18 protein-coding genes are annotated in these 14,934 nt (G+C 73.4%); 11 read left to right on the forward strand and 7 right to left on the reverse strand.

From position 1 onward, the window contains the following. The first annotated feature begins 13 nt into the window (after positions 1-13). The 5 genes from ACFW3D_RS36305 to ACFW3D_RS36325 all read left to right on the forward strand — a co-directional run bounded on the left by ACFW3D_RS36305 (position 14) and on the right by ACFW3D_RS36325 (position 4,842). Positions 14-1,129, forward strand: a complete 1,116-nt coding sequence (locus tag ACFW3D_RS36305; protein WP_500511870.1) for a segregation and condensation protein A — start codon at positions 14-16, stop codon at positions 1,127-1,129. Further along, positions 1,122-1,820: an SMC-Scp complex subunit ScpB gene (gene scpB, locus ACFW3D_RS36310; protein WP_500511872.1), complete on the forward strand. Its 699-nt coding sequence runs from the start codon at positions 1,122-1,124 to the stop codon at positions 1,818-1,820. Before ACFW3D_RS36305 ends, scpB begins: the two co-directional genes overlap by 8 nt. Next, positions 1,820-2,908, forward strand: a complete 1,089-nt coding sequence (locus ACFW3D_RS36315) for a pseudouridine synthase (protein WP_500511874.1) — start codon at positions 1,820-1,822, stop codon at positions 2,906-2,908. Before scpB ends, ACFW3D_RS36315 begins: the two co-directional genes overlap by 1 nt. 129 nt (positions 2,909-3,037) lie before the next feature. Beyond that, entirely contained in the window at positions 3,038-3,814 is a 777-nt protein-coding gene (locus ACFW3D_RS36320; protein ID WP_500511876.1) for a nucleotidyltransferase domain-containing protein, read from the forward strand. A gap of 38 nt (positions 3,815-3,852) precedes the next feature. Continuing rightward, the gene (locus tag ACFW3D_RS36325) at positions 3,853-4,842 is read left to right on the forward strand and encodes an ADP-ribosylglycohydrolase family protein (RefSeq protein ID WP_500511907.1); all 990 of its coding nucleotides are present in this window, start codon (positions 3,853-3,855) and stop codon (positions 4,840-4,842) included. On the opposite strand, the gene ACFW3D_RS36330 is transcribed toward ACFW3D_RS36325, so the two are convergent. The 5 genes from ACFW3D_RS36330 to ACFW3D_RS36350 all read right to left on the reverse strand — a co-directional run bounded on the left by ACFW3D_RS36330 (position 4,801) and on the right by ACFW3D_RS36350 (position 7,756). Beyond that, complete coding sequence (locus tag ACFW3D_RS36330; protein ID WP_500511878.1) at positions 4,801-5,511, reverse strand: nucleotidyltransferase domain-containing protein; 711 nt, start codon at positions 5,509-5,511, stop codon at positions 4,801-4,803. The genes ACFW3D_RS36325 and ACFW3D_RS36330 overlap by 42 nt on opposite strands. A gap of 18 nt (positions 5,512-5,529) precedes the next feature. Continuing rightward, a complete protein-coding gene (locus tag ACFW3D_RS36335) occupies positions 5,530-6,000 on the reverse strand; it encodes a Rieske (2Fe-2S) protein (RefSeq protein WP_500511880.1) in 471 nt (156 codons plus the stop codon). Further along, on the reverse strand, positions 5,997-6,587 hold the full coding sequence (locus ACFW3D_RS36340) for a DUF6529 family protein (protein WP_500511882.1): 591 nt from the start codon (positions 6,585-6,587) through the stop codon (positions 5,997-5,999). Before ACFW3D_RS36340 ends, ACFW3D_RS36335 begins: the two co-directional genes overlap by 4 nt. A gap of 33 nt (positions 6,588-6,620) precedes the next feature. Beyond that, the gene (locus ACFW3D_RS36345; RefSeq protein WP_500511884.1) at positions 6,621-7,304 is read right to left on the reverse strand and encodes a hypothetical protein; all 684 of its coding nucleotides are present in this window, start codon (positions 7,302-7,304) and stop codon (positions 6,621-6,623) included. A gap of 89 nt (positions 7,305-7,393) precedes the next feature. After that, positions 7,394-7,756, reverse strand: coding sequence for a DUF952 domain-containing protein (locus tag ACFW3D_RS36350; protein WP_500511886.1), 363 nt, complete (start codon positions 7,754-7,756; stop codon positions 7,394-7,396). 118 nt (positions 7,757-7,874) lie between these two features. Between ACFW3D_RS36350 and aroH the strand changes: the two genes are divergently transcribed. The 5 genes from aroH (at position 7,875) to der (ending at position 12,311) form a co-directional block, all read left to right on the forward strand. Then, on the forward strand, positions 7,875-8,237 hold the full coding sequence (gene aroH / locus ACFW3D_RS36355) for a chorismate mutase (RefSeq protein WP_500511888.1): 363 nt from the start codon (positions 7,875-7,877) through the stop codon (positions 8,235-8,237). Next, positions 8,234-9,319: a prephenate dehydrogenase gene (locus ACFW3D_RS36360; protein WP_500511890.1), complete on the forward strand. Its 1,086-nt coding sequence runs from the start codon at positions 8,234-8,236 to the stop codon at positions 9,317-9,319. Before aroH ends, ACFW3D_RS36360 begins: the two co-directional genes overlap by 4 nt. A gap of 68 nt (positions 9,320-9,387) precedes the next feature. Then, complete coding sequence (cmk, locus tag ACFW3D_RS36365) at positions 9,388-10,131, forward strand: (d)CMP kinase (protein WP_500511892.1); 744 nt, start codon at positions 9,388-9,390, stop codon at positions 10,129-10,131. Then, the gene (locus ACFW3D_RS36370) at positions 10,089-10,787 is read left to right on the forward strand and encodes a lysophospholipid acyltransferase family protein (protein WP_500511894.1); all 699 of its coding nucleotides are present in this window, start codon (positions 10,089-10,091) and stop codon (positions 10,785-10,787) included. Before cmk ends, ACFW3D_RS36370 begins: the two co-directional genes overlap by 43 nt. 66 nt (positions 10,788-10,853) lie before the next feature. Next, positions 10,854-12,311 carry a ribosome biogenesis GTPase Der gene (der, locus tag ACFW3D_RS36375; RefSeq protein ID WP_500511896.1) on the forward strand — a complete coding sequence of 486 codons (1,458 nt, stop codon included), beginning with the start codon at positions 10,854-10,856 and terminating at the stop codon, positions 12,309-12,311. A gap of 86 nt (positions 12,312-12,397) precedes the next feature. Here der and ACFW3D_RS36380 read toward each other — a convergent pair whose 3' ends face one another. Both ACFW3D_RS36380 and ACFW3D_RS36385 read right to left on the reverse strand, forming a co-directional pair. Next, positions 12,398-12,616 carry a hypothetical protein gene (locus ACFW3D_RS36380; RefSeq protein ID WP_500511898.1) on the reverse strand — a complete coding sequence of 73 codons (219 nt, stop codon included), beginning with the start codon at positions 12,614-12,616 and terminating at the stop codon, positions 12,398-12,400. 201 nt (positions 12,617-12,817) lie between these two features. After that, a complete protein-coding gene (locus ACFW3D_RS36385; RefSeq protein WP_500511900.1) occupies positions 12,818-13,591 on the reverse strand; it encodes a DUF8842 C-terminal domain-containing protein in 774 nt (257 codons plus the stop codon). Positions 13,592-14,130: 539 nt separating this feature from the next. Between ACFW3D_RS36385 and ACFW3D_RS36390 the strand changes: the two genes are divergently transcribed. Further along, entirely contained in the window at positions 14,131-14,757 is a 627-nt protein-coding gene (locus ACFW3D_RS36390) for a LysM peptidoglycan-binding domain-containing protein (protein WP_500511901.1), read from the forward strand. Positions 14,758-14,934 lie beyond the last annotated feature (177 nt).

The following is a 14,934-nucleotide window of genomic DNA, read 5'->3' on the forward strand; positions in this document are numbered from 1 at the left end:
CACCTGGACCCCCATGCCCCCCGACGACACCGCCAGCCCGCAGCGCTCCCGCCGCCTCCTCGGCCGCGGTCCGGGCGCGAGCCCCGTGCCGCCCCCGGCCGTGGCCGACGAAGGCGTGGACGGGCCGGGCGCGAGTGGGGAGGCCGGTGAGTTCGGCCACACCGTGCCCGCGGTGCCGCCGGCCGCCGCCGCAGTAGCCGTGGCGGAGACCGCCCCGGAGCCCGAGGGGCCGCCGGCCGCCGAAGACCCGCCGCCCGCGCCGGAGGCGGTGGACGACGTGCCCGCGCCGGAGGGCGAGGACGGCGCCGCCGCGAAGGACGGCCGGTTCACCGTCCGGCTGGCGAACTTCGAGGGCCCCTTCGATCTGCTGCTGCAGCTGATCTCCAAGCACAAGCTCGACGTCACCGAGGTCGCCCTGTCCAAGGTGACGGACGAGTTCATGGCGCACATCCGTGCCATGGGCCCGGACTGGGACCTGGACCAGACCACGGAGTTCCTGGTCGTCGCCGCCACCCTGCTGGACCTGAAGGCCGCACGCCTGCTGCCCGCCGCCGAGGTGGAGGACGAGGAGGACCTCGCCCTGCTGGAGGCCCGGGACCTGCTCTTCGCCCGGCTGCTCCAGTACCGCGCGTACAAGGAGATCGCCGCGATCTTCGCCGAGCGCCTGGAGGCCGAGGCGCTGCACCACCCCCGCACCGTGGGGCTGGAGCCGCAGCACGCCGAGCTGCTGCCCGAGGTGGTGCTGAGCATCGGGCCGGAACGCTTCGCGCAGCTCGCCGTCAAGGCGATGCAGCCGAAGCCCAAGCCGCAGGTGTACGTGGACCACATCCACGCGCCGCTGGTGAGCGTCCGCGAGCAGGCCGAGCACGTCATCGCGATGCTGCGCGAGCGCGGCGAGGCGAGCTTCCGGGAACTCACCTTCGACGCCCCCGACACCCTGACGGTCGTGGCGCGTTTCCTGGCCCTGCTGGAGCTGTACCGGGAGAAGGCGGTCGCGCTCGACCAGGAGGAGGCCCTGGGTACGCTCCAGGTCCGCTGGACGGGCGGCGCGGCGGCACCGGAGCAGCCACTGGTCACCGACGAATTCGACCAGGTGCCCGCCGCCGCGAAGGACGGGAAGGATGGCTGACGTGACGGAGGTGACCGGAGTGACCGAGGTGGCATCCGAGGCGTCCGAGGTGATCGAGGGCACCGGCGAGCGGGCGGAGGGCGCCCCCGCGGGGCTGCTGACCGTGGCGGAGCTGGAGCTGCGCCCCGCCCTGGAGGCGGTCCTGATGGTCGTGGACGAGCCCGTCACCGAGGAGACCCTGTCGAAGGTGCTGGAGCGCCCGCGCCGGGAGATCGCCCTTGCGCTCCACGACCTCGCGGAGGAGTACGCCGCGCAGGGCCGCGGCTTCGACCTGCGGCTGATCGCGGGCGGCTGGCGCTTCTACACCCGGCCCGCCTACGCCGCGGCCGTGGAGAAGTTCGTCCTGGACGGCCAGCAGGCCCGGCTCACCCAGGCCGCGCTGGAGACGCTGGCGGTCGTCGCGTACCGGCAGCCGGTCAGCCGGTCCCGGGTCTCGGCGGTGCGCGGGGTCAACTGCGACGGCGTGATGCGCACCCTTCTGCAGCGGGGTCTGGTGGAGGAGTGTGGGACGGAAGCCGAGACAGGTGCGATCCTGTACAGGACGACGAACTACTTCCTGGAGCGGATGGGCCTGCGCGGCCTGGACGAGCTGCCCGAGCTCGCCCCGTTCCTCCCGGAGGCGGACGCCGTCGAGGCGGACTCCCTGGAGGGCGTCCCCTCATTCGACCCGGACTCGACGACGGACAGTTGATGCGAAGCAGTAGCGGCAGCGGCAGGAACAGTGACGGCAACCGGAACTCCCGGGGTGCCGATGGGGGCGGCTCCCGGTCGAGGACCGGGGGGCAGCGCGGCGACCAGCAGAAGCGCGCGGGCCGGCCCCGTCCGGAGGAGCGCCGCTACGACGTCGGCGGCAGCTCCGGCGGGCCCGGCGGAGCGGGCGGGGCAGGCGGAGGCGCCAGGCGCGGCACCGGCGGCAAGCCGGGCGGCGGGTCCGGCAAGCCCCGCAAGTCCGTGCCCGCGCGCCCGCGCGAGCTGGACGCCCAGATCGAGGAGCGCAACCGCGAGCGGCACAGCAAGCCCAAGCTGAACCTGCCGAAGACCTTCCCCGGCGCCGAGCAGGAGGGCGAGCGCCTGCAGAAGGTGCTGGCCCGGGCGGGCATGGGCTCGCGCCGCGCGTGCGAGGAGCTGATCGAGCAGCGCCGTGTCGAGGTGAACGGCAAGATCGTCACCGAGCAGGGCCTGCGGGTGAACCCCGACAAGGACGAGGTGCGCGTCGACGGGCTGACCGTCGCCACGCAGTCGTACCTGTTCTTCGCCCTGAACAAGCCGGCCGGCGTCGTGTCCACGATGGAGGACCCCGAGGGCCGCCAGTGCCTCGGCGACTACGTCACCAACCGTGAGACCCGGCTCTTCCACGTCGGGCGGCTGGACACCGAGACCGAGGGCATCATCCTGCTCACCAACCACGGCGAGCTGGCCCACCGTCTCACCCACCCCCGCTACGGCGTGCAGAAGACCTACCTCGCCGCGATCAGCGGTGTGCTGCCGCGCGACATCGGCAAGCAGCTGAAGAACGGCATCCAGCTGGAGGACGGCTACGCCCGCGCCGACAGCTTCCGCGTCGTGCAGCAGACGGGCAAGAACTACCTGGTCGAGGTCACCCTGCACGAGGGCCGCAAGCACATCGTGCGCCGCATGCTGGCCGAGGCTGGCTTCCCGGTCGACAAGCTGGTCCGCACCAGCTTCGGCCCGATCGCGCTCGGCGACCAGAAGTCGGGCTGGCTGCGGCGGCTCACCAACACCGAGGTGGGCATGCTGATGCGCGAGGTCGACCTCTGAGTCGTCCCGCCCCCGCCGGCGGCGCCGGTCCGCGTCCTGTACCGGACCGGCCTTCCGACCGGCCTTCCGACCGGCTTCCCACGGGATAAGGACTTTCCCGGAGGCGGCCGTTCCGGGAAGGATGGCGCAATGACCATCCACGCCGAACGTCTGCGCGGGGCCGGGCTGCCCGAACTCACCCCGGTCCTCGCCCAGCAGGGACACCCGTTGCTGTTCGCCACCGTCTCCGGTGCGCACCTGTACGGCTTCCCGTCCCGCGACTCCGACGTGGACCTGCGCGGCGTCCACCTCCTCCCGCTGTCCGACCTGATCGGGCTGCGGGAGGGCGAGGAGACCCAGACCCGCATGTGGGAGCAGGACGGCCTCGACCTCGACCTGGTCACCCACGACCTGCTGAAGTTCACCCGGCTCATGCTGCGGCGCAACGGCTACGTGCTGGAGCAGCTGCTGTCCCCGCTCGTGGTGCACACCAGCGGCGTCCACGCCCAACTGGTCGACCTGGCGCCCGGCGTCATCACGGGCCACCACGCCCACCACTACCGGGGCTTCGCCCGTACCCAGTGGGAGCTGTACGAGAAGACCGGCGAACTCAAGCCGCTGCTCTACACCTTCCGGGTGCTGCTGACCGGCATCCACCTGATGCGCACCGGCACCGTCGAGGCGCATCTGCCGACGCTGCTGGAGCACGTCACCGCGCCCGGCTACGTCCGCGAACTCATCCACGAGAAGGCCGTCGCCGAGCACGGACTCGCCATGGACCTCGACCCGCGCCGCGTCCGGGCCGACGTCGACGTCCTGCACGCGGCCCTGGACGACGCGCAGCGCGACACCCGGCTGCCCGGTGAGCCGACGGCCTACGACGCCCTCCACGACCTGGTCGTCCGCACCCGGGTGGCCGCGGCGTGAGGCCGGACGTGACCGGGCGCCGGGCCGCGGCGGGGGCGATGACGGGGCTGGCGATCGGTGACGCGCTCGGTTTCCCCACGGAGTTCAACGACGTCCCGTCGATCCTCGCCAAGTGCGGCCCGTGGCGGGAGATGGAACTGCCCCGCCCGGCCTTCGTCACCGACGACACGCAGATGACCCTCGCCCTGGCACGCGGGCTGCGCACGGCCCTGGAGCGCGGCCCGCTCACGCCGTCCCGGCTCGCCCGCCCGGTGCGCGAGGAGTACGTGGACTGGTACCACTCGCCCGACAACAACCGCGCCCCCGGCCGCACCTGCCTGGTCGCCTGCGCGAAGCTGGACCACCCGGACCGGCCGTGGCAGGAGGCCAGCCAGACCGGCTCCAAGGGCTGCGGCGCGAACATGCGGGTCGCCCCGGTCGGCCTCGTCCCCGGGCTGCGCGCCGACGAACGGGCCGGGGCGGCGCAGCTGCAGTCCGCGCTCACCCACGGGCACCCCACGGCACTCGCGGCCTCCGACCTCACCGCGCACGCCGTCCACCTGCTCGCGCAGGGCACGGCCCCGGGGGAACTGACCCGTCTGCTGCGCCGCTACGCGACGGAGCAGCGCGACACCTACCACGAGTGGTGGCTCGGGGACCTGTGGCTGCGCGCCCATGACCACGGCCCGCTTTCCTTCGTCCGCCGCGGCTGGGACGAGTGCCTCGGGGTGCTCGACCGCCTCGACGCGGCGCTCGCGGCGCCCGACCGGGAGGCCGACCCGTGCCTGGCCACGGGCGCCGGCTGGATCGCGGAGGAGGCCTTGGCGACCGGCCTGCTGTGCTTCCTGCTCTTCCCCGACGAGCCCGTCACCGCGGTGCGCCGGGCGGCGTGCTCCTCCGGGGACTCCGACTCCATCGCCTGCCTGACGGGCGCCTTCGCCGGCGCGCACCACGGCCTGGCGGCCTGGCCGGACGCCTGGGTGGAGCGGCTCGAGCACCGTGACGAACTACTCGCCCTCGGCGCCCTCTGGGACGGCGGCACCGGCTGACGCCCGCCGGACCCGGAACAGGAAGTCCTCGACCCGGGCCCGGTCCGGCTCGACCGGGAGCGGGCTGCGCGAGGCGGCGGCCCCGGCCTCCTCGTGCAGCCGGAGCATCCAGGACTCCGTCTCGGGCCAGCCGGCCTCGCCCCGCTTGACGGCCAGCAGCCGTTCGCGGTGGTCGCCGACCTCGATGCGCAGCTCGCCGGTGCGCAGCAGGTCGCGGGCGCTGATGAGCAGCCGCAGCAGGTGCATGGCGTGCTTCCAGCGGGGCGCGCCGTGCGTGCGGACGTCGGCTTCCAGCTTGCGCAGCTGGCCCGTGGCGTAGCGGACGAAGCTCTCGTGGACGTGCCGGGACAGGAAGGCGCCCCGCAGGGCGAGCAGTTCCTTCCCGGTGTCGTCCACGTGTTCGACGAGCGGGGAGTGGAGGCACTCCAGGACGTTGGGGTTGGCGCGCAGGGCCAGCTCGCAGAACCGCTCCAGCTCCCAGGAGAACTGCTCGCGCTCCGGGCCGTCCACGTGACGGGGCGGCTTGGCGAAACGCCAGAAGAGCGGGGTGGGCGCGACGTACACCCCGCGGCGGTCGGTGTCGCTGTCGTCCGTGGCCAGCCCGAAGGCGCGCGAGCCCATCACACAGGCGTAGACGGTGTGATGGCGTACGAGGTCGTGGTCGCGCATGGACCGGGATCGTACGGGTTACGCGAGGAGGATCTCGCCGCCTTTTTCGGTGATCGCCTCCGAGGGGAGCGGTTTCCGGGCCGGTCCGGCGACCACCGCGGCGTCGGTGATGCGGAACTTGCTGCCGTGGCAGGGGCAGTTGATCGTGCCGTCGGAGACGGTGTTCACGATGCAGCCCTGGTGGGTGCAGACGGCGGAGAAGGCCTTGAACTCGCCGGCCTGGGGCTGGGTCACCACGATCTTCTTGTCCGTGATCACCGTGCCACCGCCGACGGGGACGTCGGCCGTCTTCACCAGCACCTCTCCCGGGGTCGCCGCCGGGGAGGCCGCCGGCGACGCGGTCGCCGAGGCCGGTTCGGAGGCCGGCGCGGCGGCGGGCTCCGAGGCCGGGGGCGCCGAGGTCGCCGCCGCCTGTGGCGCGCTCTGCTCGCCGTACTTGCTGCATCCCGCAAGCGCCGCCGTGGACAGCAGCACGATGCGTCGTTTCATGTCGTCACCCCGACCGTTCGGAAGAACCACAACGCGGACGTCAGCCACAGCACCGTCAGCGCCGTGAAGACCAGCCCGCCGACGAACGGCAGCAGCCGGTCCGGCAGTCGCTCGGTCCGCAGCAGCAGCATCTTTGCGGTGAATGTCCCGAAAAAGAAGCACCCGACCAGCGAGTGCCACAACACGCGACCGCTGTACGTCTGATAGCCCAACGCGTAGAGGCAGTGCACGGCGACCGGGACGGTCAGCAGGAACGCGACCCGGCCCGACCAGCGGTGCAGCCCGCCGGTCCAGGAGGGGGCGCGGACGCCCGGCACCTTTCCGTACATCACCAGCGCCGAGGCCGCCTGCACCAGGGCGAAGGCGAAGGCGGCGGTGGCGAGCCAGGACTTGACCGCGCCCGTGCTGGAGAAACCGGCCAGGTTGAAGGCGGTGCCGGCCGGGTCGTGCACCCTGCCGTACGCGCCGAGGGTGACGGCGACCGCCGCGGCGGCGAGCGCGGGGACGAGGAACACGGCCACCCGCGGCCGGGGGCGCGGTGACGGGGCCGGGAAGGACGTGGTGGCGGCGTTCGGGTCCACGTTCACGGTGCTCTCCTGCTCCTGCCTGCGGGCGGACGGTCAGGGGATCGGTTGTGCGGTGAGCGCCGTGCCGTCGACGGTCACGGCGCCCGTGGCGGGGTCGATGGCGGGGGCGGCCGACGGTTCGCCGTCGCGCGAGACGATGCCCACCTGCTTGCCGTTCGGCAGCACGATCCAGCCGCCGACGACCCGCGCGCCGCGCACCGAGGCCGTCGCCCGGTACAGACCGGACGGCTTGACCGCGTGCCGCGCGGTGAAGGGCTGCTGCAGCCCGTTCAACCGCACCTCGCCGGTGACACGGCCGCCCTCCAGGGTGCCCTCCAGCCGCGCGCCGCGGTCGCCGGTCAGCCGCATGCCGCCGTCCTCCCGGACCTCGCCGCGCAGCCAGGCCTCCTTGGTGCGCCCGTCGCAGACGTACGCGACGGCGTCGCCGTCGCGCAACGCGATCGCGACGCCCGCCACGCCGTCGCCGGTGCGGCCCGCGTAGTCCGCGTCGGGGCGCGGGGCCGTGCTCGGCTCCGCGCCCGGCGCACTGCTCGTGGGGGAGGGGGCGGGCGACGGCGCAGAGGGGGCCGGGGAGGCCAGGGAGGGCCCCGCCGAGGACGGCGGGGCGTCCCCTTTGGCGTCCGCCGCCGGCGGTTCCGTCGTCGCGTTGAGCGACAGCATGATCAGGGCGAGCACCAGCCCCGCCAGGAGCGTGTGGAGCGGTCCGGAACGCTGCATGTCCGCCTCCCCCGAGGCCGCGCGGTCAGGCCACCATCGAACCGGACGGCCGCCCCGCCGTCCAGGGGCGTGTCAGGACAAAACGGCGCTCACGACCACACCGCCAGCGCCACCGCGCGGCCCTCCGCGTCCCGCTGCACCTCCAGCATCCCGACCACCGCGCTGCGGTTGACGCGCCCGTACACGTGCGGGAAGCGGGTCTCCACCGGCACGCCCGGCGGCGGCACGGGATCGGCGTCCTCCCACAGCACACGGGCCTCCAGGGCCTCCTCGTCGATCAGCAGCACCATCAGCGGGCCCGGGGTGTCCCGGTAGAAGGCGTCGGCGACGGCGAGCGCCACCGCCTCGTCGGGCGCGCAGTGCACGAACCCGTCCTCGGCGAGCGACGAGGGCGCGTACGGACGGTCCGGGTCGCGCAGCCAGTCGTCCAGCGGAACCAGGTGGAAGATCATGCTTCATGGTGTACCGCAGTACCCCTTGCGTCTCGCAGGGCGGGCGTGTCCGCCGTACCCCGTCCACCACGACTACGCTGACCAGGTACGTGCGCGCAGCAACACAGGGAGCGATGACGTGGCGGTACGAGCGGTCCGCGGAGCCGTCCAGCTGGAGCGGGACGAGGCGGAACACATGCACGAGCAGGTCGCCGAGCTGCTCACCGCCATCCTGGAGCGCAACGGCATCGAGGTGGACGACCTGATCAGCGTCTGGTTCACCGCCACCCCGGACCTCCACAGCGACTTCCCCGCGGTCGCCGCGCGCAAGCTCGGCATCACCGACGTGCCGCTGATCTGCGCGCAGGAACTCGACATCGCCGGAGCCATGCCGCGGATCGTGCGCATCCTCGCCCACGTCGAGTCCGAGCTGTCGAAGGGCGAGATCTCCCACGTCTACCTCGGCGCCGCGGCAGCCCTCCGCAAGGACATCGCCCAGTGAGGACCGCCCTCGTCATCGGCACCGGCCTCATCGGCACCTCCGCCGCCCTCGCGCTCGCCGCGCGCGGCGTCGAGGTCCACCTGGAGGACCACGACCCCGGCGTGGTGCGCACCGCGGCGGCGCTGGGCGCCGGCACCGACGAGCCCCCGTCCGGCCGCGTCGACCTCGCGATCGTCGCCGTGCCGCCGGCCCTCGTGGCCGCGACCGTCGCCGACGCCCAGCGGCGCGGGCTCGCCCGCGGTTACCTCGACGTCGCTAGCGTCAAGGCCGGACCGCGCCGCGACCTGGAGGCGCTCGGCTGCGACCTGACCTCGTACATCGGCACCCACCCCATGTCCGGCCGCGAGCGCTCGGGCCCGCTGGCCGCGACCGCCGACCTCTTCGAGGGCCGCCCCTGGGTGCTCACCCCGACCCCCGTCACCGAGACCGAGGTGCTCAACCTCGCGCTGGAGCTGGTCGCGCTCTGCCGCGCCGTCCCGGTCGTCATGGACGCCGACGCCCACGACCGCGCCGTCGCCCTCGTCTCGCACACCCCGCAGCTCGTCTCCAGCATGGTCGCGGCACGCCTGCAGCACGCCGAGGAGAGCTCGGTGCGCCTGTGCGGCCAGGGCATCCGCGACGTCACCCGGGTCGCGGGCTCCGAGCCCGGCATGTGGATCGACATCCTCTCCGCCAACCCCGGCCCGGTCGCCGACGTCCTCGCCGACATCGCCGCCGATCTGACGGAGACCGTCGAGTCCCTGCGGGCCCTGCAGTCCGCCGACGACGCCAAGCGCCGCGACGGCGCCGCCGGCATCGAGGACCTCCTGCGCCGCGGCAACGCCGGCCGGGCCAAGGTCCCCGGCAAGCACGGCTCCGCCCCCAAGACCTACGAGGTCGTCGCCGTCCTCATCGGCGACCAGCCCGGGGAGCTGGCGCGGCTCTTCGCCGACGCGGGGGCCGCGGGGGTCAACATCGAGGACGTGCGGATCGAGCACTCGACGGGGCAGCAGGCGGGTCTGGTGCAGCTGATGGTGGAGCCGGCCGCGGCGGCGCGTCTGTCGGCGGCACTGCGGGAGCGCGGCTGGTCGCTGCGCGCCTGAGGGCGGCCGGGTCCGGCCCGGGGAATCGTGGTACGGAGCCGAATGGGTGGGCCGGTAACCTTGTGGGGATGGCATTGCGCCAGCCGTGTACCTGCTCCCCGCACAAGGAAGGTCCCCCGACTGTGTCGAATCCGGTGATCGTCGCGATCGACGGCCCCTCGGGCACTGGCAAGTCCAGCACTTCGAAGGCGGTCGCGGCCAAGCTCGGCCTGAGCTACCTGGACACCGGGGCGCAGTACCGGGCGATGACCTGGTGGATGCTGAGCAACGGCGTCGACGTGAACGACGCGGCCGCAGTGGCGACCGCCGCCGAGAAGCCGGTGATCGTGTCCGGGGCCGACCCTTCGGCGCCCACGATCACGGTGGACGGCCTGGACGCCGCCGGCCCGATCCGCACCCAGGAGGTCACCGCGGCGGTCAGCGCCGTCAGCGCGGTGCCCGAGGTGCGCACCCGCCTGGTCGGGCTGCAGCGTGACGCGGCCGCCGCCGCGCCGGCCGGGATCGTCGTCGAGGGCCGGGACATCGGCACCACCGTGCTGCCGGACGCCACCGTCAAGATCTTCCTCACCGCCTCCGCGGAGGCCCGCGCCGCCCGCCGCGGCGGCGAGCTGAAGGCCGCGGGCAGCGCCCAGGTCGACCTCGCGGCGACCCGGGAGGCCCTGGTGCGGCGCGACGCGGCCGACTCCGGCCGCAAGACCTCCCCGCTGGCGAAGGCGGACGACGCCATAGAGGTCGACACCAGCGAGCTCACCCTCGACCAGGTCATCGAGTGCGTCGTCACCCTGATCGAGGAGAAGCGGGACGCTTCGTGAGTGACACCTCCGCGGTTCCGGGGCCGAAGGGCGCGGCGGTCGGCCGCCGCCTCGGCATCGGGATCATCAACAGCCTCTGGCGCCCCCGGGTGCTCGGCGCCTGGCGGCTGCCCGCCGCCGGACCGGTGATCCTGGCCGTGAACCACTCGCACTACGTGGACGGGCCGGTGCTCATGGGCACCTGCCCGCGCCCGGTGCACTTCCTGATCAAGAAGGAGGCGTTCGTCGGGCCGCTGGACCCGTTCCTGCGTGGGATCGGCCAGCTCCCGGTGGACCGCCACACCACCGACCGCACCGCGGTGACCAGCGCGCTCGGCGTGCTGGAGCGCGGCGGGGTGCTCGGGATCTTCCCCGAGGGCACCCGCGGCGAGGGCGACTTCGCCGACCTGCGGGCGGGCCTGGCGTACTTCGCGGTGCGCTCCGGCGCGCCCATAGTGCCGGTCGCGGTCCTCGGCACGTCCCGGCCGGGACGGCTGATCCGCGGCCTGCCGCCGGTGCGCGGCCGGGTCGACGTCGTCTTCGGCGACCCCTTCGACGCCGGCGACGGCACCGGGCGCCGCACCCGTACGGCGCTGGACGCCGCCACCGTGCGCATCCAGAAGCACCTGACGGGCCACCTCGAGTACGCCCGGCGCACCACGGGCCGCGCCTCCTAGCGGCGGCCTGATCCACACTGGGGCGTACAAGCCCCCGCACATTTGACGATCGACGGAGAAGCTTTCATGGACATCGAGAACGAGTACGGCGAAGTCGGCGCGCTCGACGACGCCGAGTACGCCGAGTTCATGGAGCTCGCCGCCGAGGAGGGCTTCGACCTCGACGAGGTCGCCGGCGACCTCGCGGCGGCGGGCCACGGCCCGCTGCCGGTCGTCGCGGTCGTCGGCCGGCCGAACGTCGGCAAGTCGACCCTGGTGAACCGGATCATCGGCCGCCGCGAGGCGGTCGTCGAGGACCGCCCCGGCGTCACCCGCGACCGCGTCACGTACGAGGCCGACTGGAACGGCCGACGCTTCAAGATCGTCGACACCGGCGGCTGGGAGCAGGACGTGCTCGGCATCGACGCGTCCGTCGCGGCGCAGGCCGAGTTCGCGATCGAGGCCGCCGACGCGGTGGTCTTCGTGGTGGACGCCACGGTCGGCGCGACCGACACCGACGAGGCCGTCGTCAAGCTGCTCCGCAAGGCCGGGAAGCCGGTCGTGCTGTGCGCCAACAAGGTCGACGGCCCCTCGGGCGAGGCGGACGCCGCCATGCTGTGGAACCTCGGTCTCGGCGAGCCCTTCCCGGTCTCGTCGCTGCACGGCCGCGGCACGGGTGACCTGCTGGACGCGATGCTGGAGGCGCTCCCCGACGCGCCGATGCAGTCCTTCGCCAACGCCATCGGCGGCCCGCGCCGGGTCGCGCTGATCGGCCGCCCGAACGTCGGCAAGTCCTCGCTGCTGAACAAGGTGGCCGGCGAGGAGCGCGTCGTCGTCAACGAACTGGCCGGCACGACCCGCGACCCGGTCGACGAGCTCATCGAGCTCGGCGGCAAGACCTGGAAGTTCGTGGACACCGCGGGCATCCGCCGCCGCGTCCACCTCCAGGAGGGCGCCGACTACTACGCCTCGCTGCGCACCGCGGCCGCCCTGGAGAAGGCGGAGGTGGCCGTCGTCCTGATCGACGCCGGCGAGACGCTCGCCGAGCAGGACACCCGCATCATCTCGCTGGCCGTCGAGGCGGGCCGCGCCATCGTCATCGCGTACAACAAGTGGGACCTGCTGGACGAGGAGCGGCGCTACTACCTCGAGCGCGAGATCGAGAAGGACCTCGTGCAGGTCCAGTGGGCGCCCCGGGTGAACGTCTCCGCCCGCACCGGCCGCCACATGGAGAAGCTGGTCCCGGCAATCGAGACCGCCCTGGCGGGCTGGGAGACCCGGGTCCCCACCGGCCGCCTCAACGCCTTCCTGGGCGAGCTCGTCGCCGCCCACCCCCACCCGATCCGCGGCGGCAAGCAGCCCCGCATCCTCTTCGGCACCCAGGCCGGCACCAAGCCCCCGCGCTTCGTGCTCTTCGCCTCCGGCTTCCTGGAGGCCGGCTACCGCCGCTTCATCGAGCGGCGGCTGCGTGAGGAGTTCGGGTTCGCGGGGACGCCGATTCAGGTGTCGGTGCGGGTGCGGGAGAAGCGGGGTCGCAAGAAGTAGCCCTGTTCGGGCCGGGCATGGTGCCGCCCGCCGGGTCGCCTTCCCAGTGGGGGCGGTCGGGCGGGCGGTTCGTCGTGCGGGGCGGGTCAGAGGCCGCCGTGCATCCGGTTCTCGGCGAGGCCCGGGGGGAGGGCCGGGAGGTCGCCGCGGTGGCGGCCCGCACGGTAGGCGGAGTTGGCGCCACCGCGGTCGGCGAAGCCGTTGAACTGCAGGTCCTCCTCGCCGGTACGGTCGCCGGGGAGGGTGCGGAAGAGCCTGCGGTACTCGGAGTAGAGCGCGTCGTAGATCGGCGTGCCCTCACTCACGGACGCCTCCTGCGCGGTGCGCATGGGGGGAATGGGGCTCCGGTACTGGGCTCGTGAGGAAGCGTCAAAGGTGTGCACGTCGTGGCAACGAGCGTTTCATCTGCGGGGATGCGGGTCGTACGGATGAATCACGCATATGCACCGCCATAGGCCAAAGGCGCGTACGGCAAGCCGTACGCGCCTTTGGCCGGAGCCGGGGGATCAGGTGCCGGAGAGGGGCATCGTCGCCGCGACGAGGAGTCCGCGTCCGCAGGCGCGCTCGAGGGCGTCGCGCAGCAGGTCCTCGCGGGGCTGCTGACCGATGGTGCCGTGCGGGGCGGCGTACACGTACACCTCGTTGGACCTGTTGACCGCCTGGCGCCAGCCCTCGCTCACCGCGAGCGGCTGGTGGGCCTGCCACCACGCCCCGGCGGAGCCGGGCTGCAGGATGGCGTGCAGCTGCCCCATGGCCAGCAGCACGGACCAGCCGGGCAGCGGGGAGGGCGGCGTGGAGAGGTCGTTGACGGGGAGGAAGCCCTGCTCGATGAGGATCGGCAGGAAGTCGTCGTCGGGACTGTTGTCCCCGGGGCGGGCGATCGGGCCGGTGGGCTCGATGACCAGGGCCGGGCACACCTCCTCCTTGATGAGGACGAGGCCGCAGGTGATGCCGAGCACCGCCTGGCGCGGGGCGGCGGCCGCCGCGGCGGCACCGGCCGTCTCCTCGCCGGCGATGCTCTGCACCGCTCCCTGCAGTTGCTCCTCCGAGACCGGCACGACCTGGGAGGGGATGCAGGTCGCGTGCGCGAAGGCGAGCACGGCGGTCTCCTCGCCGACGAACAGCACCGTGCTGGTGCGCTCCGTGGCGGTGTCCCCCGGGGTGCGGCAGGAGGTGCAGTCGTACGTGCCGGGCGCGCTGTCGCCGGCCAGCAGGCGTGCCGCCTCCTCATCGCCGATCTCGGCTCGTACCTCGTCGCTGACGTCGAGCATGGGCGGCACTGAAGCCTCCTTGGAAATGTACGGCTACGGGCTCCTTTGCCGGGCCTCGCCCGGCACATAGTGACAACGGCCGATCTGTGGCGGGAGTCACGGCCTTCTTGGTGCGTGCTCGTTCGTCCGCGTGCGGAGTGTGAGCGGAGGTGCGGAGCCGGTCACTCCTCGTCCCACCTTTCACCCCCGGAAGCCTCCGCGCCTATGAGACGGGTCACATGGCGCATATGCGCTGTGCAGACATGGCGTAAAAAAACACCATCAATCCGGTGTCCTAAATAGGTCTTTACTCCCGGTAACCCTCAAGTGGCCTGCGGCGTAAGGGATTTGTTTGGTGACGGAGCGCAACCCTGCCTAGATTTGCCCGCCGTGTGCAGGGAGCACCACCCGGGAGGGCTCGCACGGAGGGTGACCGTGGATCCGAAATCCATCGGTCGGCGAGCGAAGGGGACGGAGGCCGCGCCGGATGCGTGGCGACCCCGTCCGTCGGGTGCCGTACGAGGAGTACGGCGCCATGGGGGAACCCCGGGTCCGTGGAGAGGGATTCCATGGCCGTATCAGCCAAGTACCGTCGGTCCGCAGTCGTAGCCGGCGTCACCGTCCTGACCCCGCTGGCCCTCATGGCCGTCGCGGGGCCCGCGAAGGCCGCCGACAACGGGGTCTGGGACCGCATCGCCGGCTGCGAGAGCGGCGGGAACTGGCACATCAACACCGGCAACGGGTACTACGGAGGACTCCAGTTCTCGGCCGGGACCTGGCGCGCCTACGGAGGCACCGCGTACGCGGCGACCGCCGACCGGGCGAGCCGGGAGCAGCAGATCGCCGTCGCCGCCAAGGTGCAGCGGGCGCAGGGCTGGGGCGCCTGGCCCACCTGCTCCGCCCGTGCAGGCGCCTACGGGAGCGCGCCCGCCCGCGGCGCCGCACCGGCCGCGCCCAAGGCACGGCGGCACACCGCGCCGGCGCCGGTGAAGCAGTCCCGCGGCACCGGCGGCCACGCCGACCGCGGCCAGAGCCGGGCGACGGGGCACGGCAACTACAGCGTCCGCGGCGGCGACACCCTGAGCGGTATCGCGGCCGCCCACGGGACGACCTGGAAGAAGCTGTACGCCGTCAACCGGTCCGTGATCGGCGCCGACCCCAACCTGATCCACCCCGGGCAGCGGCTGTCGGTCTGACCTTCCGTGCACCCGGCCCACCCGGCGGCCGTGCTCCGACCGGGTGGGCCGGGCGGCCCACCCGGCGCGGGGGGGGGGGGCGCCCCCCCCCCCCCCCCCCACCCGGCCCCCCGGTGCCCGCCCCCCCCGCGCGCGGGGGCCCCCGGGGCGCAGGGAGCCCCCCGGGGGGGGGGGGAT

The organism is Streptomyces sp. NPDC058864, assembly GCF_042742985.1.
In the GTDB taxonomy this organism is placed as follows: Bacteria; Actinomycetota; Actinomycetes; order Streptomycetales; family Streptomycetaceae; genus Actinacidiphila.